Source organism: Actinoplanes teichomyceticus ATCC 31121, from assembly GCF_003711105.1.
In the GTDB taxonomy this organism is placed as follows: domain Bacteria; phylum Actinomycetota; class Actinomycetes; order Mycobacteriales; family Micromonosporaceae; genus Actinoplanes; species Actinoplanes teichomyceticus.
The window spans coordinates 5,470,785-5,488,694 of the sequence record NZ_CP023865.1; the positions used below are offsets into that span (position 1 = coordinate 5,470,785).

The window sequence follows — 17,910 nt, forward strand, 5'->3', positions numbered from 1 at the left end:
GCGGGTGATCAGTCGCCGCTGCACGGCTACGGCATCAGGATGTCGTCGACCTTGACCGTGCAGTTGGTGACGTGCACGCCGTACTTCTCGACGGCCTCGATCACCCGGCGGCGGACCTCCCGGGTCACCTCGGCGACGACCTCACCGGCGCGCAGGCAGAGCACCACCGTGACATCCACGTCGACGCCGTCCACCCGGGCCTTCACCCCGCGGGTGGCGTCGCCGACCTTGTCCAGGCCGACCCGGTCGAGCACCGAGTTGAAGAAGCGGGCCACGTCCCCGCCGAGCTCGGCGACCCCGGGCACGGACCGGGCCGCCGCGGCGGCCAGTTTCTCGATCACCTCGCGCTCGAAGACGGTGTCGCCCCGGTACTCCGCCACCTCGATCACTTCCGCCCCGCCGTGCTGCGGCGGCACCGGCTGCACCACCGCGGGAAGGAACATCTCCTGGGTACGGTCCGCGTGGAACTCGGACTCGTCGGTCATCTGGCGGATCCCTCGGCTTGCGTCGGGCGGCGGTGTCCACGGGAGCCTACAAGAGATCGTGCACGGCGCTCGGCAGTGGACGGGCCGGCCGGAATACCATCGACTGCGCCCGTCCACCGCAACCCTGGGGCGCAGACCGATGTCGGACATCGCCGAACTCACCTCGCACGTGCGCGCGTTCGCCCGCGACCGGGACTGGGAGCAGTTCCACACCCCGAAGAACCTGGCCATGGCGCTGGCCGGGGAGGTCGGTGAGCTGCTGGCCGAGCTGCAGTGGCTGACCCCGGAGCAGTCCGCTCAGGTGATGGCCGATCCCCGGCTGGGGCCGCGGGTGCGGGCCGAGATCGGGGACGTGACCGTCTACCTGGTGCGGCTCGCCGACGTGCTCGGCATCGACCTGGTGCAGGCGGCCACCGACAAGCTGGCGGAGGCCGGGCGCCGCTACACCGTCGAGGCGGCGCGCGGCCGGGCCGCCAAGATCAGCGACGCGTGACGGTACGCCGGTCGTCCGGCAGCCGCCGCGTCGCGCCGGTGCGGTCGAGCAGCTCCAGCAGCGGCACCGCGACGCGCCGGCTGGTGTCCAGCGCCTGCCGGGCCTCGCTGAGCGTGAACGGCTGCGGCAGCACGGCAAGCACGTCGGCCGCCCGGTCCGGGGCGCCGGCCGGAAGCACCACGTTCGGGGCCAGCTGCACGAGCAGGCCCAGGCGTACCGCCGCGCCCAGCTGACGGGCGCCCAGCCCGAGCTCGGCGAGCCGCCGCGCCTCGGGCGCCACGAACTCGCGGGCCGGGTCGAAGGCCCGCCCGACGGCGTCCGCCAGCTCGGCGGGCACCCCGGAACGGGCCGGCGCGACCCGGCCGGCGCGCACCGCCAGCGGGGGCCGGACCAGCGCCTCGACCAGCGTCCGGTCGGGCAGGCCGAGCCGGTGCCGCAGCATCTCGACCGGTGCGCCCGGCTCCAGCGGGTGCGTCGTGACGTAGTCGGTGACCTCCTCGGCCAGCCGGGCGCCGAGGGCGGACCAGTGCTCCGGGTCGGCGTGCCACGGGCCGGCCACCGGCGCTGCGGACGGGACGACGCCCATCCGCAGCAGGTCGTCGCGGTGCGCCAGCCGGCGGCGGCGCAGCTCGCCGGCCGGGTCCGGGGTGCCGTCCAGCCCGGCCAGCGTGGCCGCCCGGGCGGCGGCCGCCCCGCGCCGTCGCAGCCCGGGCGGCGCGACGTCGAGCACGGTCACGCCACCGGCCACGTGGTGCCGGCCCGGGTCGCGCAGCAGCGCCCGGTCCCCGATCCGCAGCGGCAACGGCTGCGCGAGGCGCAGGCGGGCGGTGTCCGCGCCGAGCGGCCGGACCCGCACCGGCACCGCGGCGGACCCGGCGTGCAGGGTCACCGTGGCCGGCAGGGCCGCCACCGGGTCGCCGTGCACCCGGACGTCGATCAGGTCGGTGAGCCGGAACCGTCCCGGTGTCAGCAGCGCCGCGCCGCGGGCCACCGCGTCCCGGTCGACCCCGCGCAGGTTCACCGCCACCCGGGCGACCGCGGCGATCCCGGCGACCGGGGCGCCCAGGCTCTGCAGCCCGCGCACCCGGACCGGCTTGGCGGCCCCGGTCAGCTCCAGCTCGTCGCCGGTACGCAGGGTGCCCGCCCCGAGTGTGCCGGTGACCACCGTCCCGGCGCCCCGGATGGTGAACGCCCGGTCGATCCACAGCCGTACCGCGGCGCCGGGGTCGGGCGCCGGCAGCCCGGCGACCAGCCGGTCCAGCGCGGCCCGCAGCCGGTCCAGCCCGGCCCCGGTCACCCCGCTGACCGCCACCGCCGGCACCGCCCCGAGCGAGGTGCCGGCGATCTCGGCGCGCGCGGCGGCCGTGGCCGGCCGGGGGTCGGCCAGGTCGGCGCGGGTGACCACGAGCAGCCCGTGGCGCACGCCCAGCGCGTCCAGCGCGGCCAGATGTTCCGCGGACTGCGGCTTCCACCCCTCGTCGGCGGCCACCACGATCAGCACGGCCGGTACCGGCCCGACCCCGGCCAGCATGTTCGGCACGAACCGCTCGTGCCCGGGCACGTCGACGAACGCGACGGTCGCCCCGGAGTCCAGGCGCGTCCAGGCGAACCCCAGGTCGATGGTCATGCCGCGGCGGCGTTCCTCGGCCCACCGGTCCGGCTCCATCCCGGTCAGCGCCCGGACCAGGGTGGACTTGCCGTGGTCGACGTGCCCGGCGGTGGCGATCACGTGCACGTCAGCGCCCCGCCGCCAGGATGGAGCGGGCCAGCACGTCGTCGGACCCGGCCGGCACGCAGCGCAGGTCGAGCAGCAGCCGGCCGCGTTCCACCCGGCCCAGCACCGGCGGCTCACCGGTGCGCAGCGGTTCGGCGTACGCCGCGGGCAGCGCCAGCGCCCACGACGCGACCTCGAGCTCCGGGGCTCCTCCCCCGCCGACCACCGCGACCGAGGCGACCACCTCGACCGGTGCGCCGGGCAGCCGCGCCGCCAGGCGCGCGGTGCGCTCGCGCAGCTCGTCCGGGTCGTAGCGCAGCGCCCGCCAGGTCGGCGTGACCGGCCCGGCGACGGTCGCCTGCAGCGCCGCGAGGGTCAGCTTGTCCACCCGTAGCGCCCGCGCCAGCGGATGCCGGCGCAGCCGCTCGACCAGCTCGGCGGCGCCCAGCAGCAGACCGGCCTGCGGCCCGCCGAGCAGCTTGTCGCCGCTGGCCACGACCAGGTCCGCGCCGTCGCGCAGCGCCCCGGCCGCGTCCGGCTCGCCGGGCAGCATCGGGTCCGGCGCGAGCAGCCCGGACCCGATGTCCGCGACCACCGGCACGCCCAGCCCGGTCAGCTCGGCGATCCCGGCGGCGCTGGTGAAGCCGCGGACCACGAAGTTCGATGGGTGCACCTTGAGGATGAACCCGGTGTCCGGTCCGACCGCGGCCGCGTAGTCGGCGGCCCGGGTGCGGTTGGTGGTGCCCACCTCGCGCAGCCGGGCCCCGGTCGACTGCAGCAGGTCGGGCAGCCGGAACCCGTCGCCGATCTCCACCATCTCGCCGCGGCTGACGACGATCTCGCGGCCGGCGGCGAGCGCGGTCGCGGCGAGCACCAGCGCGGCGGCCCCGTTGTTGACCACGTGCACGGCCTGCGCCCGCGGGACCGCGGCGGCCAGCGCGGCGAGCGCGGTGCGGCCGCGGCGGGCGCGCCGGCCGGTGGCCAGGTCGAGCTCGACATCGGTGGCGCCGCTGGCGGCGACCACCGCCTCGACCGCGGCGTCCGACAGCGCGGCGCGGCCCAGGTTGGTGTGCAGGACGACGCCGGTGGCGTTCAGCACCCGGCGCAGCCCGCCCGCGGTCGCCGGCAGGGCCGCGACCGCGGCGTCCGCGACGTCGCCGGGGGCCAGCTCGCCGGCCCGGGCGCGCTGCTGCGCGGCGTGCACCGCGGCCTTGACCGGGGCGCGGCCGAGGCGGTCGGCGGCGGCGCGCAGCCGGGGATCGGCGAGGACCGCATCGGTACGCGGGGTCTGCCGCCGCGGATCCACGAGGTCCTCTCCTCCTCCGGCGTCCGGTCGCGTTCCCGGCTTTCCGGATGGTGCTTGGCGGAGGCGGACGGGAATCGAACCCGCCTGACCCGGATACCGCGTCACGTCGGTGTTGAAGACCGCGAGGAGCACCAGCTACCTGAACGCCTCCGTGATCACCGTATCCGATCGGCATGAGCGCCGCGTCGTGCGCGGTCCCGGCACGGCTCGTAAGGTGGGTGACCGTGGGTACCGAGGGAGCGGTTCGCGAGGACCCGGCCGTGATCCGGCTGACGCAGTACGCGCACGGCGGCGGCTGCGCCTGCAAGATCCCGCCCGGTGAGCTGGAGGCGGTGGTCGCCGGGCTGGTCGGCGGGGACGCCCCGGACGGGCCGGGTGAGCTGCTGGTCGGCCTGGACGACGGGGACGACGCCGCGGTGGTCCGGATCGCCGCCGGGACCGCGGTGGTGGCCACCGCGGACTTCTTCACCCCGGTGGTCGACGACGCGTACGACTGGGGCCGGATCGCCGCCACCAACGCGCTCTCCGACGTGTACGCGATGGGCGGCGCCCCGGTCGTCGCGGTGAACCTGCTCGGCTGGCCGCGCGACGTGCTGCCGATGGAACTGGTCGCCGAGGTGCTGCGCGGCGGGCTCGACGTGGCCCGGGCGGCGGGCTGTCACGTGGCCGGCGGGCACAGCGTCGACGACCCGGAGCCGAAGTACGGCATGGCCGTCACCGGTGTCGCCGACCCGGCCCGCCTGATGCGCAACGACGCCGGGAAGCCCGGGCTGCCGCTGACCCTGACCAAGCCGCTCGGCATCGGCGTGCTCAACAGCCGGCACAAGCAGACCGGCGAGGTGTTCCCGCAGGCGGTCGCCGCGATGACCGAGCTGAACCGGGCCGCGTCGGAGGCCGCGCTCGCCGCCGGCGCGGTGTGCGCGACCGACGTGACCGGCTTCGGGCTGCTCGGCCACCTGCACAAGCTGGCCCGGGCCAGCGGCGTGACCGCGCGGGTGGACCCGGCCGCGGTGCCCTACCTGGACGGGGCCCGGCAGGCGCTCGCCGACGGCTACGTCAGCGGCGGCACCCGCCGCAACCTGGACTGGGTGCGCCCGCACATCGGCACCGGCCGCACGCCGGAGGACGAGTTGCTGCTGCTCGCCGACGCGCAGACCTCGGGTGGGCTGCTGGTGGCCGGCGAGGTGCCCGGCTATCCGGTGATCGGCGAGCTGCTGCCGGCCCGGGACGGCCGGACCGTGCTGGTCGGCTGACGCCTGACCGCCGCCCCTCGGTCTTCTCGCCGCCGGCCCGCCGATCCCATCCGTCGTCTCACCGTCGAGCCGCCGGTCCCGTCGATCGTCTCGCCGCCGACCCGCCGATCCCGTCGATCGTCTCGCCGCCGACCCGCCGATCCCATCCGTCGTCTCGCCGCCGACCCGCCGATCCCATCCGTCGTCTCACCGCCGACCCGCCGATCCCCTCGATCGTCTCGCCGCCGACCCGCCGGTCGCCCCGCCGCCCGATCGGGGCTGCTCGCATCGCCGTGCCCGGCCCGGGTCACCGGTAGAACGGCACGGCCTCGTCGGGCGTGGTGCGGACCACGTCGATGCCGGGCGTGGTGAGCAGCTCGGCGATCGCCGCCTCGGAGCCGCCGATGCCGGCCCAGTGCGGGTCGACGTCGTCGGCGACGCACCAGGCCCGGTCGGCCGGCCAGACGAAGGCCGGATCGGGCCAGCCCGCGGTCGCCGCCTCCGGGCCGAAGTCGGCGAGCGGGCCGCGGAAGAGGTGGAAGGCGCGGCCGGGCACCTCGACCTTCGGCCCGGCGAGCACCTCGGCCGGGAACACCTCGGTCAGCCACCGGCCCCAGCCCTCCCAGACGCAGAAGTAGCAGTCGCCGGGGGTGGTGGTGTGCCCGGCCAGCGCGGTCAGGGCGGTGCGCAGCTGCTCGGCCTCGGCCGGCGCGTCGTCGTCGGTGACCACGTCGGCCTCGTGCTGTCCCGGGTAGGCCGGGTCGGGCAGGAAACGCAGCCGGGCGTAGGCCGGGAAGCCGGCCGGTCCGGTGGTGACCAACCGTGCCCACGGCTGGTCGTCGTCGACCAGCCAGCGGGCCGCCGACAGGTCGGTGCAGGGGGTGAGTGCCACCCGGCCATCCTGCCAGCGCGAATTCGCACCGGGGCAACCGTGCGCCGGGCTGCCTGACGACCGGCTTGCGTAACCCACCGGTTGCCTGGAACACCTCGCGCGGGACGGCCCCGACGTCCGGGCGAGTGGGCCGCTGCCGGCGCGCTCGGGCGGACGGCGCCGGTGTCACCGTCCGGACCGGGACCTTCCCGCACGGCCCGAGAACTACGGTGCTTCGCCGGAACGGCGGGCCAGCCGCTCGCGCTGCGGCACGACCGTGTACCGGGGATCCTTCGCCGAGGCGATCCCGCCCTCGAAGATGCCGAACCGGGTGACCAGCGACGCGGCCAGCAGCGAGAGCCCGGACAGCGCGGAGACCACGCGGCTCCGGCGGCCGAGCGCAGCGCCGGCCACCCCGGCCGCGGTCAGCGCCCGCCCGGCGCGCAGCAGCCGCCCGGGGCGGCCCTGGGCGTACGGTTCGCTCAGGATGCCCTTGCCCGTCTCGACGCGGTGCGCGCCGTACAACTCGAGCGCCGCGCCGAGGACCGCCATCCGGCGGGCCGGTCCGGCCTGCGCCGTCGGCGCGGCCAGCAGGCCGACTCCGGCGCCGCTGGCCAGCGCGCTGCCCGCGAAGATCATGGGGAGTTCCGGGTACGCCGCGTGCCAGCTCGGCGTGGCGGTGTCGGCCAGCAGCACCGCGGTGTACGTGGCCAGAGCCGGCGCGGTCACCGCGGCGCCGTACTGACCGGCGGTGCCCAGCGGTGGCAGCAGCTTGCGGGCCAGACCGGTGACGCCGCGGTCCGGCAGCAGCGGCGCGGCCTCGGCGACCGCGGAGACACCGGCGGCGGCCCCGAAGGCGCTGAGGATCCAGGTGCCCATCGACATCGGCGAGGTCGGCTTGGCGACCCGCAGCATGTGGTGGAAACGCTCCGGGCGGCCCAGGTCGTGGACCAGGAAGTAGGTGCTGGCCACGAGCGCGCCCAGCGCGGTGACCCGGCCGGCGCGGCGCAACGCCGGGCGACCGGTGGCGTCGCCGCCCGCGGCGAGCAGCGCGGAACCGGCGGCGAGGCCACCGGTGAACAGGTACGCCGCGATGTCGTGCCGCCAGACCGCCGGGCGCACGATCGGCCGCCCGTAGTAGGAGCGGAAGTCGGCGGGCGGCACCATCGGGCGGTCACCGCGGCCCTTACCGCCACCGCCCTTGCCGCCACCGGCCCGGCCGCCGTCGCCCTTGCCGCCACCGGCTCGACCGACGCCCTTGTCGCCACCGGCCCGGCCGTCGCCCTTACCGCCGCCGGCCCGGCCGCCGCCGCTGCCTTGCCCGGCACCGCCCGACCGTTCCTGGCGGTCGCCGTTCGACGAGCCGGAGAAGCCCCGGGGAGCCGCCTGCGGGCCGGACGCGGCGGGCGACGGTGAACCTGGTGTGGCGGACGACGGTGAACCCGGTGTGGCGGGTGGCTGTGAACTCGGCGCGGCGGGCGACGGTGAACCCGATGTGGCGGACGACGGTGAACCCGGTGTGGCGGGCGACGGTGAACCCGATGTGGCGGGTGGCTGTGAACTCGGCGCGACGGGCGACGGTGAACCCGGCGTGCGGGGCGGCTGCGAGCCGTCGGGCCGGTGGTCACGCGGCTCTGGCGGACGGGTCACGAACGGCCTCCCAGGAACGACACGACCACGGCGGCGGCCATCGCGAGCCCGGCCCACCCGGCACGCTTCCACATGGCCGGCAGGTCACGGGTGGGCACGACCGGGTCCGGCGGCAGGCCGTACACCTCCGGCTCGTCCAGCAGCAGGAAGAACGCGCCGTCGCCGCCCACCCCGTCGGACGGGTCGTGGCCGTAGAGCCGGGCCTCGGTCACGCCCTGCTCGTGCAGCCGCTCGACGCGGTGCGCGGCGCGGGCCCGCAGCTCGTCGAGCTCGCCGTACTGGATCGACTGGGTGGGGCACGCCTTGGCGCAGGCCGGGGTCAGCCCGTCGCCGATCCGGTCGTAGCACAGCGTGCACTTCCACGCCCGGCCGTCGTCCCGGCGCTGGTCGATGACGCCGTAGGGGCAGGCCGGGATGCAGTAGCCGCAGCCGTTGCAGATGTCCTCCTGCACCACCACGGTGCCGAACTCGGTGCGGAACAGCGCGCCGGTCGGGCAGACGTCCAGGCAGCCGGCGTGGGTGCAGTGCTTGCACACGTTGGACATCATCAGCCAGCGGAAATCGCTGCGCGGGGCGTCCATGGTGCGGCCCGGCAGATCCCGGCCGGGCATCCCGAGGAACCGTGGACCGCCGTTCTCCGCGGGCACGCCGATGGTCGCGGCCGCCGCGAGAGCGTCGACCGCCGCCGGTACGTCCGGGACGGTCCCGCCGTCGCGCCCGGTCCGCGCGGCGGCGACCGCGCTGTGCGGGCTGCCCGGCGGCCCGGCCGGGACACCCGCGAACGCGCCGGGCACATCGGTGCCGTGCCCGCCCCCGGCCACCGGCTGCTCGATGAACGCCACGTGCCGCCACGAGTTGGCGGTCAGTCCGCCGGTGTTGTCGTACGACTGGCCGAGCAGCCCGAACCCGTCGTCCGGGACCGCGTTCCACTCCTTGCAGGCCACCTCGCACGCCTTGCAACCGATGCAGACGCTGGTGTCGGTGAAGAACCCCATCCGCGGCGGGGCGTCGGTGTACCCCGCGTCGGGCGCCGGGTCGAGCGGCCCGTACAGGCTGTTCTTCCCGGTCACGCGCCGTGCCCCCTCGTCGTCAGACCGGCCCGTCGGCGGTACTCGTCGACGTACGCCAGCAGTTGCGGACCGACCGGCCGGCGTCCCGGCTGGATGTCGCAGGTGCCCACCTTGCTCTCCTGGATCAGCACGTTCGGATCGAGCACGATGCCGATCAGGTCGTTCGCCGAGTCCCCGGTGACCAGCCCGGAGCTGCCCCAGTGGTACGGCATCCAGATCTGGTGCAGGACCCGGCCGTCGACGCGCAGCGGGGCGAGCCGGTCGGTCACCATCACCCGGGCCTCGATCGCGGCCCGGGCGGTGACGACGTGCGCCCAGCCCAGGTGCTCCAGCCCGCGCTCGGCGGCCAGCTCCGGGGACACCTCGACGAACATCTCCGGCTGCAGCTCGGAGAGGTACGCCAGCTGCCGGCTCATGCCGCCCGCGGTGTGGTGCTCGGTCAGCCGGCTGGTGCTGAACACGTACGGGAAGACCTCGGCGTGCCGATCCGGCGAGCTCGGGTTGGTCGGGTTCTCGGACCGGTCGTAGAGCTTGCGGGTCGGGTTGGCCTGCTGCGGGTAGAGCGGGTTGCGGACCATCGACTCGGCCGGCTCGTAGTGCGTCGGCAGCGGTCCGTCGATCAGCCCGGCCGGGGCGTACAGCCAGCCCTTCCCGTCGCCCTGCATGATGAACGCGTCGTCACCGGCGATCGCCGCGACACCGGTGGCGCCCTCCGGCGGGCGGTAGTCCGGCGCCTTCGTCTTCTCGAAGTCGGGCACGTCGTAACCGGTCCACTCGCCGGCCGCCGGGTCCCACCACACGTACTTCTTCCGCTCCGACCAGGGCCGGCCCTGCGGGTCGGCGGAGGCGCGGTTGTAGAGGGTACGGCGGTCGGACGGCCACGCCCAGCCCCACTGGGCGGCCACCCAGTCCTGCTCCGAACCGGGCTTGCGCCGGGCGGCCTGGTTCACCCCGTCCTTGTAGACGCCGGAGTAGATCCAGCACCCGCACGCGGTGGAGCCGTCCGCCTTGAGCGCGGTGAAGTTCGGCACCGGGGCGCCGGTGGCGACGTCGTACCCGTTGATCTCCTTGAGCACGTCCTCGCCGCTGGGCTCGGCGTACGCGCCGTGCACCGGGTAGTCCCAGGCCAGCCGGAGCAGCGCCTGGTCGCGGGGCAGTGTGGAGCCGGCCAGCCGCTCCCGGAGCCGGCGGCCCAGGTGGTAGAAGAACCACAGTTCGGAGCGGCAGTCGCCGGGCGGCTCGACCGCCTTCTCCCGCCATTGCAGCAGCCGGTGGGTCTGGGTGAAGGTGCCCTCCTTCTCGGCGTGCGAGGCGGCCGGCATGAAGAACACCTCGGTGCGGCACTGCTCCGGAACGATCTCGCCGGTGCCGACCTCGGGGCCGTCCTTCCAGAACGTGGCGCTCTCGATCATGAACAGGTCGCGGACCACGAGCCAGTCCAGGTTCGCCATGCCGAGCCGCTGCGCCTTGCCGTGCGCGGAGCCGACCGCCGGGTTCTGCCCGAGCAGGAAGTACCCCCGGATCTTCCCGTCGATCATGTCGAGCACCTGCTGGTAGGTGCCGTGATCGCCGGTGAGCCGGGGTAGCCAGCCGAAACCCCAGTCGTTGGCCGCCGTGGCCGCGTCGCCCCAGTAGGCCTTGAGCAGGCTGACCGCGTACGCCTCGGCCTCGGCCCAGAAGCCCTTCTGGTCCGGGTGGCGGATGGAGTTCACCCACTGCCGGAACGTCTCGTGCTGGCGGTGGTGCGGCATCGGCAGGTAGCCGGGCAGCAGATTGAACAGGGTCGGGATGTCGGTCGAGCCCTGGATGCTGGCGTGCCCGCGCAGCGCCATCACCCCGCCGCCGGGCCGGCCCATGTTGCCCAGCAGCAGCTGGATGATCGCGCCGGTGCGGATGTACTGCACACCGACGCTGTGCTGGGTCCAGCCCACCGAGTAGACCAGCGCGGTGGTGCGCTCCCGGCCGGAGTTCGCCGTCCACGCCTGGCAGACCTCGAGGAACTTGTCCCGCGGCACCCCGCAGACCCGCTCCACCAGTTCCGGGGTGTAGCGGGCGTAGTGCCGTTTGAGGATCTGGTAGACGCACCGGGGGTGCTGCAGCGTCGGGTCACGCGGCACGTCGGCGGGCACCGGCGGGCCGTGCGACTCCTGCTCCAGCCCGGAAGCGGTCTCCCGGTCGACGTGCGACTCCCCGTGGCTCTGGACCGAGTCGTCCTCCTGCTGCCCCTCGTACGCCCAGCTCGACTGGTCGTACGCCCGGGTCTGCGGGTCGAAGCCGGAGAACAGCCCGCCGAGGTCCTCGGTGTCCCGGAAGTCCTCGCTGACGATCGTGGACGCGTTGGTGTACGCCAGCACGTACTCCCGGAAGTCCAGCTCGTTGCCGAGAATGTAGTTGATCACCCCGCCCAGGAAGGCGATGTCCGCCCCGGCGCGCACCGGCACATAGGTGTGCGCGAGCGCGCTGGTCCGGGTGAACCGCGGGTCGACATGGATCACCTTGGCGCCGCGGTTCTTCGCCTCCACCACGTACTGGAAGCCCACCGGGTGGGCCTCCGCCATGTTGGAGCCCTGGATGATGATGCAGTCGGCGTTAGCCAGATCCTGAAGGAATCCGGTGGCCCCGCCACGGCCGAAGCTGGTCCCCAGACCGGGAACGGTGGCGGAGTGTCAAATCCGCGCCTGATTCTCAATCTGCAACGCGCCCATCGCCGTGAACAGCTTCTTGATCAGGTAGTTCTCTTCGTTGTCGAGAGTGGCCCCACCGAGGCTGGAGATGCCCAGCGTGCGGTTCAGCGGGCGGCCCTCGGAGTCGACGTCCTCCCAGGTCTCCTCGCGGGCCTCGAGCACCCGGTCCGCGATCATGTCCATCGCGGTCTCCAGGTCGAGCTCTTCCCAGTCGGTGCCGTAGGGGCGGCGGTAGAGCACCTTCTTCTGCCGCCGCTCGCTGGTCACCAGGCTCTTGCTGGCCGAGCCCTTCGGGCACAGCCGGCCCTTGGAGATCGGGCTGTCCGGGTCGCCCTCGATCTGGACGACCTCGCCGTCCTTGACGTAGATCCGCTGCCCGCAGCCGACGGCGCAGTAGGGGCAGACGGAGCGGGCCATCGAGTCGGCGGTCTCGGTGCGCGCGGTCAGGCTCCTCGACCGCGCGGACTGCGCGGCGGCGCCCCGACCCAGCGGATCGGTCCCGGTGAGCTGCCGGTAGACCGGCCAGCCCTCGATCCAGGTGCGCACGCCCATGAGATCAGACCCTAGCGCGGCCCGCGCCCGGCCGCACGACGAGCGGAACGTGCCAACTCACCGTGTTTCTCGCCGGTCATCGATTCCGCTCACTAATATCGTCCCGTCCGGGCACGGATGGGAGACGTCGGATGGACGCAGCGCGTGGCGGCGCGGCGCGTGACGGCGCGGCGCGTGACGGCGCGGCGCGTGACGGCGCGGCGCGTGACGGCGCGGCGCGTGACGGCGCGGCGCGTGACGGCGCGGCGCATGGCGAGGCGGCGCATGGCGACGCGGCACGCGACGACGGCGCCCACGGAGACACCGAGCGCGACGACGCGGCGCGGGCCCGCAGCCCCGGCCCGTGGGACACGCCGCCGCGCCGGAACCTGGGCACCGATCCCCCGGCCGCGGAACCGCGCCCGGCCCCCGGACCGCCGACCGCTCCCGCCCCGCCCACCGCGCCGAGACCGCGGACCGTTCCCGCCCCGCGCACCGCGCCAGGGCCACCCACCGCTCCGGCCCCGCGCACCGCGCCAGGGCCACCCACCGCTCCCGCCGCGCCCCCGGTTTCTGATCCGCCCCCGTTTTCTGACTCGCTCCCGGTTTTTGATTCACCTCCGGTTCCTGATTCACCTCCGGTTCCTGATCCGCCCTCGGTTCCTGATCCGCCCCCGACCCCCGGGACCGGGCCGTGGGCCACGCCCCGGCTGTCGAACCCGTGGGCCACCCCGGCCCGGCCACGCCCGGCGGAACCGGCCGCACCCGCCGACCCGCGACCCGTGACGCCGCCGCCGCACGCGCCGGACCCCGTGCGCCCGCCACCGCGGCGGCTCCCGGGATCCGGCGCGCCGCCACCGCGCAACCCGCAACCGGGCACTGCGCCCACCCGCGCCCCGGCCGGCCCGCACCCGCCCACGGCCGCGCGAACCGCGGGATCCGGAACGCCACCGGAGCCGGTCGCACCGGACCTGCCGCCGCCCGGGAGCACCCCGCCGGGCGCGCTGTTCAGACCGACCGGGACCCCGGGAGCCGAGCCGCCGCACCAGCGCCGGGCTCCCGGAGCCGCGCCCGCGCCGGGGACGCCGTCCGGCACGGCCGGACCGGTACACCGGACCACGGAACCGGGGTCACCGCCGGACCACGTGGAGTCGAGCCAGCCGCCGGACCGCTTCGCACCGGGGCCACCGGCGGACCACGTCGTACCAGGTCCACCGCCGGACCACGTCGTACCAGGTCCACCGCCGGACCACGTCGTACCAGGTCCACCGCCGGACCACGTCGTACCGGGGAACGCAAGCGCGGCCGACCGGCCGCCGCACGTGCCGCGCCGACATCTGGCATTGATCTGCCTCGCGGTGCTGGTGGCGCTCGCCGCCGCGGGCGGCCTGGTCCACCTGCGCTCCCGGCCGGACCGTGACCCGGATCCGGCGGCCGCCGCGGCCCGGGCCGCGGCGGGCCTGCGCGGGCAGGATCTCGCGTCGATCCGGGTGAGTTTCCTCGATCCGGCGGGGCTGGACGTCACCGGCGACCTGACGGTCGCCCGCGGTGGCGCCGCGTCCGGCACGCTCGCCGACGCCGGCGGCGGGCGAGCCGAGTTCTACGCCTCCGGCGACGAAACCTCGGTCCGCGGCGACGAGGCCTGGTGGGCCCGCCGCGACGCGGCGCGGGTCCGGGCCCTGGCCGACCATTGGGTACGCACGCAGCGGTACGCGTTCCCGATCCACGGCTCCGCCCTGCGGCCGGCGGCGCTGGCCGACCTGATCGACTGGGTCCGCGACGACGCGACGACGGCCGGTGACGCGGACACGGTGGCCGGCGAACCGGTCGTCGGGCTGCGGCGCAACGACTGGACCGTGCTGTTCAGCCGGGCCCGGCCGCATCGGCTGGTCTGGTTCGGCGGGCCGCTGCGCGACGGCGCCCCGATCACCTCCGTGCCGGCCGGGTCGCCGCCGTCCCCGGCGTATGTGAGCGCGCTGGTAGCTCCGGCGCCGGGGAGCCCGCCGGTGCCGCGCCCGCCGGCCGGTGCGGTGGCCCAGGCGGAGGTCGCCGTGCGGCGGCCGGAGTTCGACGTGACCGTCAACGCCGCGACCTGCCGCACGGTGACCTGCACCTGGTCGGTGACGGTGCGCAACACCGGTACCGCGCCGGGCGAGGCGTCGGTGATCGCGTCGGTCTCGCCCGGGATGCCACGAACGCGGGTCGTGTCGCTGGGGACGCTGGCGCCCGGGGCCACCGCGACGACCGCGAAGCTGAGTTTCGCCAATCCCGCGCCGACCGGCCGGAACGTCTCCGCGGATTACCGGGCGCAGGTGTTCTGCCCACAACGGCACGGGCCGAACCTCACCCGGATGCGCCGGTTGCAGGAGGCGGGAATCCTCCCGGAACGCTCCGGGACGCTCCGCGCGCTGGATCCCGCGCCGGCCGCGACGGCGCTGCTGGCGCTCGACGGGATGCGGAAGGTACCACGCCTCGACCCGGACCGGGCGGTGCAGGCGGTCGAGGCCGCGGTCCGGCTGGGCGCCCTGCCCGAGGTCGGCGACCTGGTCCGAGCCGGGCGCCTGGAGAACCCGGAGATCCTCTACGCCGAACTGCCGGGCTTGACCTTCGAGCACGGCACCGCGGCGGCCACCCCGGCGAACGACCGGACGGGGCGCCGGCGGCGGTTGCAGATCGCCGCGGCGATGCTGCGCGAGGACCCGGCCGCGCGGGTCACGATCGACGCCGCCGGCCCGGGATATCGGGCTGACCTGCTGGTCCGCAGCGGGTCCCGTACCTCTGCGGTCCAGGTGCGCCCGGTGCGCGGCGATGCGGTGAGCGCGGATCTGACCGAGGCGTTGACCGCGCTGCGCGCGGGCGCCCCGGCCGGGAGCACCCGGGTGGTGGTGCTCCACCTGGATGCGTCCGCGGGATTCGCGCACGCCGCCGGGCGCGAGCATTTCGCCCGCCTGGTCAAACCGGTCTGGTGCGACGGCCGGGCCCGGGCCGACGAGATCGTGGTGATGAACCAGGCCGGCGTGCAGCGCTGGACCGGCAAGGACTTCGCCGACTGCGGATGACCACGACCGGGACCGCGCCCGGGACCGGGACCGGGACCGGGACCGGGACCGGGACCGGGACCGGGACCGCGCCCGGGACCGGGACCGCGAGCGCGAGCGGCCGTAGTTATCCACAGGTATGGAATCGATGGTCGCGGTGGGCCCGGTCCGTCGCCTACCTTCAATTGCGGCCGGCCAGCCAGACCCTTCGGACCCTCCACCCGCCACGGCGGAGGCCCGTCTCGCATCGATGCACGTCATCTCGACTCATCGCGACGAAGGAGTTTGCATGGCCTCGGACGCCGAACCTCTCCTGGAGCCGGGCATGGCCCTCGACCGGCTCGCCGCGTGGCAGCACGACATCGATCAGGTCGTCGCCCGGACCAGGGCGGCCACTGCCCGGCTGGCCGCGCTCCGGGTGTCCGCGAGCGACCCCCGCGGCCTGGTCCGGGTCACCCTCGACGCACAAGGCACGCTGCACGACATCCGCTTCACGGCGCGCCTCGACCACTACGATCCGGACGTCGTCTCCCGCACGATCATGGCCGCCGTCCGCGACGCCCGGCGGCGGGCGGCCGGTGACTCCGCCCTGGTGATCGAGGAGACCCTCGGCAGCGCCTCGGTCGCCGCCCGGGAACTCACCGCCCGGGTCGCCGAGCGCCTGCGGACCTCCCCGGAGGACCGGCCGTGACCACGCCGCACGACGGCCTCCTCGCCGACCCCGCGCAGATCCGCCGGCACGCGGGTCAGGTGCAGGCCATCGACGAGCGACTCCGGGCCGTCCGGGCGGCGAGCGCGTCGATCGCCCACGACAGCACGGCGTTCGGGCTGCTGTGCAGCTGGCTGCCGCCCCTGCTGCGGGACCGCCACCGACGCCAGGACGAGCTGGTGGCGTATGTCGCCGGCAGTCTCGCCCTGCTGGCCGGCGAGCTGCGCTCGGCGGCGGCCGACTACGAGCACACCGACACCCGGTCGGCCTCGGCGATCCGGGCGGCGGGCGCCCGGTGACCGGCCCGACGCTGGTCGCCGAGGCGCCCACCACCTCGGCCGCCGGCGCCACCCTGCTCGGCGACGTGGACGCCCTGGTCGCCACCATCCGCGGTGGCGGCTGGGTCGACCCGCTCCTGGCCGGCGGCGCGACCGGCGCCGGCGTGGCCGCGACGGCGACGGACCCGTTCGGCGCCCTGTTCGCCAACGGCCTGGGCTGGACAATGGAGTACTTCGATCCGCTGCGCCACCTTCTGGACCAGCTCACCGGCGCCCCGGAGCGGGTCGCCGCGCACGCCGCGACCTGGCAGAACATCGCCACGGAGCTGGGCGACACGGCCGCGGTCCTGCAACGCTCGGCGACCGGCGACCTGCCCGACTGGCGAGGCCGGGCGGCGGCCGCCTACGCCGCGATGATGAGCCACAACGTGACCGCCCTCGGCACGCTCAGCGGCACGGCGGCGGCCATGTCGGCCGCCACCGAGGCGGCCGGCAACCTGGTCCAGTTCACCCGGGACCTGGTCCGTGACCTGATCGCGGACCTGGTCTCCCGGGTGATCGTCTGGGCCGCCGAGGCGCTGCTGGTGGTCACCGTCCCGGTGATCGCCCACCAGGTGGCCACGACGGTCGCGAAGTGGTCGGCCCGCATCTTCGGCTACACGGCGGCCCTGACGACGAGCCTCACCAACCTCTCCCACCTCATCGAGTGACGCCCCCATGGCGCGATCGAGGGATCGTCGGGGCGGCGGTTCGTCAAACGGCTCGGCAGGCGCCGGAAGCATCGGTGGGAAGCACAACAGCGCCCAGCGGACAGCGCAACGCGGCCGCCCGCGGACCGGCCACTCGGCACGAGGATCGGGCGGTTCTGGCGGCATGGCCACCACTACCCCGACGGGACAGCCGGGAGGCACCCCGATCGGCCGGCCCACTGTCATCGATCGCGACGGAGGAGCCGAGACCGAACGATCTCTGGCCCGCGAGAATGCGGTCGCGGCGCTGCTTGCCGAGCAGGGATACGTGACGCAGCAGAATCCCTCCAAATCCGAGGTGGCTCAAGCCCGCCGCAACAGCGGTGACCACGGCTCGCCGGACAAACAACCCGACTATCTGATCGAAGGCCGCGTCTTCGACTGCTACTCACCGAATCCGAACACGAACATCCGGAACGTCTGGAGCTACGTCAAAGGCAAGATCAAGGATCAGCAGACCGAGCGTGTAATCGTGGACCTGACGCAGTGGCGTGGGGACATGGCGCAGGTACGAGACCAGTTCCATCAATGGCCGATCACCGGGCTCAAGGAGGTCAAGGTCGTCACCGCGGGTGGCGCCATCGTCCAGATCATCCCTGACCCGGACCTTCACTGAGAGACGACTGATGGCGATTGACTACCGTTTGACCATTGGCGGCGCCACCTTGATCGACGATGTGGCGGCGCGCGCATTCCCCGAACCAGCCGAACGCCCGGCAGGCACCGCGTCCCTGGCCAGTGCCGACCTGTCCGAGCGATACGGCTTCGCGGTGAGCCTTTACACCGACCGGAACGGCTACCTGGAGGCCGAGGCCGACGACGGGATGTGGGAGTGGGAGCCGGCCGAGTTCGTGTCGATGATGTTCCGCGTGGAGAAGACCGTTGCTGGAAATCGAGCGGTGATCCCGATGCTGATCGCGGTCAGGAGGCTACTGGATTCCGGGCCTGAAGACGTGGCGCTCGACCTCAACGGGAGCTGGCTGCTTCTGACCCGGATCGCCGGCACGCTCACCAGGTACAAGCAGGCAGCCTGGTGGGCACGGTATCCCTCGGCCGACCGCATCATCCACGCCGGATGAGCCCGCTCATCGTCACCTCGG

15 protein-coding genes, 1 tRNA gene and 1 pseudogene are annotated in these 17,910 nt (G+C 74.8%); 8 read left to right on the forward strand and 9 right to left on the reverse strand.

The window, feature by feature from the left end:
* Positions 1–26: 26 nt before the first annotated feature.
* Complete coding sequence (locus ACTEI_RS24160; RefSeq protein WP_122979749.1) at positions 27–485, reverse strand: Asp23/Gls24 family envelope stress response protein; 459 nt, start codon at positions 483–485, stop codon at positions 27–29.
* A 139-nt stretch (positions 486–624) separates the two neighbouring features.
* Here ACTEI_RS24160 and ACTEI_RS24165 point away from each other — a divergent pair, with 139 nt between their 5' ends.
* The gene (locus ACTEI_RS24165; protein ID WP_122979750.1) at positions 625–978 is read left to right on the forward strand and encodes a nucleotide pyrophosphohydrolase; all 354 of its coding nucleotides are present in this window, start codon (positions 625–627) and stop codon (positions 976–978) included.
* Here ACTEI_RS24165 and selB read toward each other — a convergent pair.
* From selB to ACTEI_RS24180, 3 genes are all read right to left on the reverse strand, one after another.
* On the reverse strand, positions 965–2,713 hold the full coding sequence (gene selB / locus ACTEI_RS24170; protein ID WP_122979751.1) for a selenocysteine-specific translation elongation factor: 1,749 nt from the start codon (positions 2,711–2,713) through the stop codon (positions 965–967). The genes ACTEI_RS24165 and selB overlap by 14 nt on opposite strands.
* Before the next feature lies 1 nt (position 2,714).
* A complete protein-coding gene (selA, locus tag ACTEI_RS24175) occupies positions 2,715–3,998 on the reverse strand; it encodes an L-seryl-tRNA(Sec) selenium transferase (RefSeq protein WP_122979752.1) in 1,284 nt (427 codons plus the stop codon).
* A 55-nt stretch (positions 3,999–4,053) separates the two neighbouring features.
* Positions 4,054–4,149 (reverse strand) — tRNA-Sec (locus tag ACTEI_RS24180).
* 109 nt (positions 4,150–4,258) lie between these two features.
* Here ACTEI_RS24180 and selD point away from each other — a divergent pair.
* Positions 4,259–5,251 (forward strand): selenide, water dikinase SelD, encoded by a 993-nt coding sequence (selD, locus tag ACTEI_RS24185; protein ID WP_372443279.1) that lies wholly within the window; start codon positions 4,259–4,261, stop codon positions 5,249–5,251.
* Positions 5,252–5,537: 286 nt separating this feature from the next.
* Here selD and ACTEI_RS24190 read toward each other — a convergent pair whose 3' ends face one another.
* The 5 genes and pseudogenes from ACTEI_RS24190 to ACTEI_RS37320 form a co-directional block, all read right to left on the reverse strand.
* Positions 5,538–6,122: a hypothetical protein gene (locus ACTEI_RS24190; RefSeq protein ID WP_122979754.1), complete on the reverse strand. Its 585-nt coding sequence runs from the start codon at positions 6,120–6,122 to the stop codon at positions 5,538–5,540.
* A gap of 204 nt (positions 6,123–6,326) precedes the next feature.
* The gene (gene nrfD / locus ACTEI_RS24195) at positions 6,327–7,268 is read right to left on the reverse strand and encodes an NrfD/PsrC family molybdoenzyme membrane anchor subunit (RefSeq protein WP_122979755.1); all 942 of its coding nucleotides are present in this window, start codon (positions 7,266–7,268) and stop codon (positions 6,327–6,329) included.
* 479 nt (positions 7,269–7,747) lie between these two features.
* Positions 7,748–8,821, reverse strand: a complete 1,074-nt coding sequence (locus tag ACTEI_RS24200; RefSeq protein WP_122979756.1) for a 4Fe-4S dicluster domain-containing protein — start codon at positions 8,819–8,821, stop codon at positions 7,748–7,750.
* Between the two features lie 17 nt (positions 8,822–8,838).
* Positions 8,839–12,057 (reverse strand): annotated as a pseudogene (gene fdh, locus ACTEI_RS24205) (formate dehydrogenase); the annotation flags it as partial.
* Positions 12,058–13,166: 1,109 nt separating this feature from the next.
* Positions 13,167–13,373, reverse strand: a complete 207-nt coding sequence (locus ACTEI_RS37320) for a hypothetical protein (protein ID WP_145830921.1) — start codon at positions 13,371–13,373, stop codon at positions 13,167–13,169.
* 6 nt (positions 13,374–13,379) lie between these two features.
* Between ACTEI_RS37320 and ACTEI_RS24220 the strand changes: the two genes are divergently transcribed.
* The 6 genes from ACTEI_RS24220 to ACTEI_RS24250 all read left to right on the forward strand — a co-directional run bounded on the left by ACTEI_RS24220 (position 13,380) and on the right by ACTEI_RS24250 (position 17,889).
* Positions 13,380–15,095, forward strand: coding sequence for a hypothetical protein (locus ACTEI_RS24220; protein ID WP_122979760.1), 1,716 nt, complete (start codon positions 13,380–13,382; stop codon positions 15,093–15,095).
* Positions 15,096–15,363: 268 nt separating this feature from the next.
* On the forward strand, positions 15,364–15,765 hold the full coding sequence (locus tag ACTEI_RS24230; protein ID WP_164466068.1) for a YbaB/EbfC family nucleoid-associated protein: 402 nt from the start codon (positions 15,364–15,366) through the stop codon (positions 15,763–15,765).
* Entirely contained in the window at positions 15,762–16,082 is a 321-nt protein-coding gene (locus ACTEI_RS24235) for a type VII secretion target (RefSeq protein ID WP_122979762.1), read from the forward strand. The genes ACTEI_RS24230 and ACTEI_RS24235 overlap by 4 nt, the downstream gene beginning before the upstream one ends.
* Positions 16,079–16,771, forward strand: a complete 693-nt coding sequence (locus tag ACTEI_RS24240; protein ID WP_122979763.1) for a hypothetical protein — start codon at positions 16,079–16,081, stop codon at positions 16,769–16,771. Before ACTEI_RS24235 ends, ACTEI_RS24240 begins: the two co-directional genes overlap by 4 nt.
* A 163-nt stretch (positions 16,772–16,934) precedes the next feature.
* On the forward strand, positions 16,935–17,426 hold the full coding sequence (locus tag ACTEI_RS24245) for a CdiA C-terminal domain-containing protein (RefSeq protein ID WP_164466069.1): 492 nt from the start codon (positions 16,935–16,937) through the stop codon (positions 17,424–17,426).
* 10 nt (positions 17,427–17,436) lie between these two features.
* Complete coding sequence (locus ACTEI_RS24250) at positions 17,437–17,889, forward strand: SitI3 family protein (protein ID WP_122979764.1); 453 nt, start codon at positions 17,437–17,439, stop codon at positions 17,887–17,889.
* Positions 17,890–17,910: the final 21 nt, after the last annotated feature.

Bases quoted from the DNA above. Each gene is read 5' to 3' on its own strand.
- ACTEI_RS24230 (WP_164466068.1), top strand. From the start codon at position 15,364: ATGGCCTCGGACGCCGAACCTCTCCTGGAGCCGGGCATGGCCCTCGAC.
- ACTEI_RS24250 (WP_122979764.1), top strand. From the start codon at position 17,437: ATGGCGATTGACTACCGTTTGACCATTGGCGGCGCCACCTTGATCGAC.
- nrfD (WP_122979755.1), bottom strand. From the start codon at position 7,268: ATGGTGCCGCCCGCCGACTTCCGCTCCTACTACGGGCGGCCGATCGTG.
- ACTEI_RS24160 (WP_122979749.1), bottom strand. From the start codon at position 485: ATGACCGACGAGTCCGAGTTCCACGCGGACCGTACCCAGGAGATGTTC.
- ACTEI_RS24245 (WP_164466069.1), top strand. From the start codon at position 16,935: ATGGCCACCACTACCCCGACGGGACAGCCGGGAGGCACCCCGATCGGC.
- ACTEI_RS37320 (WP_145830921.1), bottom strand. From the start codon at position 13,373: ATGTCGGCGCGGCACGTGCGGCGGCCGGTCGGCCGCGCTTGCGTTCCC.
- ACTEI_RS24165 (WP_122979750.1), top strand. From the start codon at position 625: ATGTCGGACATCGCCGAACTCACCTCGCACGTGCGCGCGTTCGCCCGC.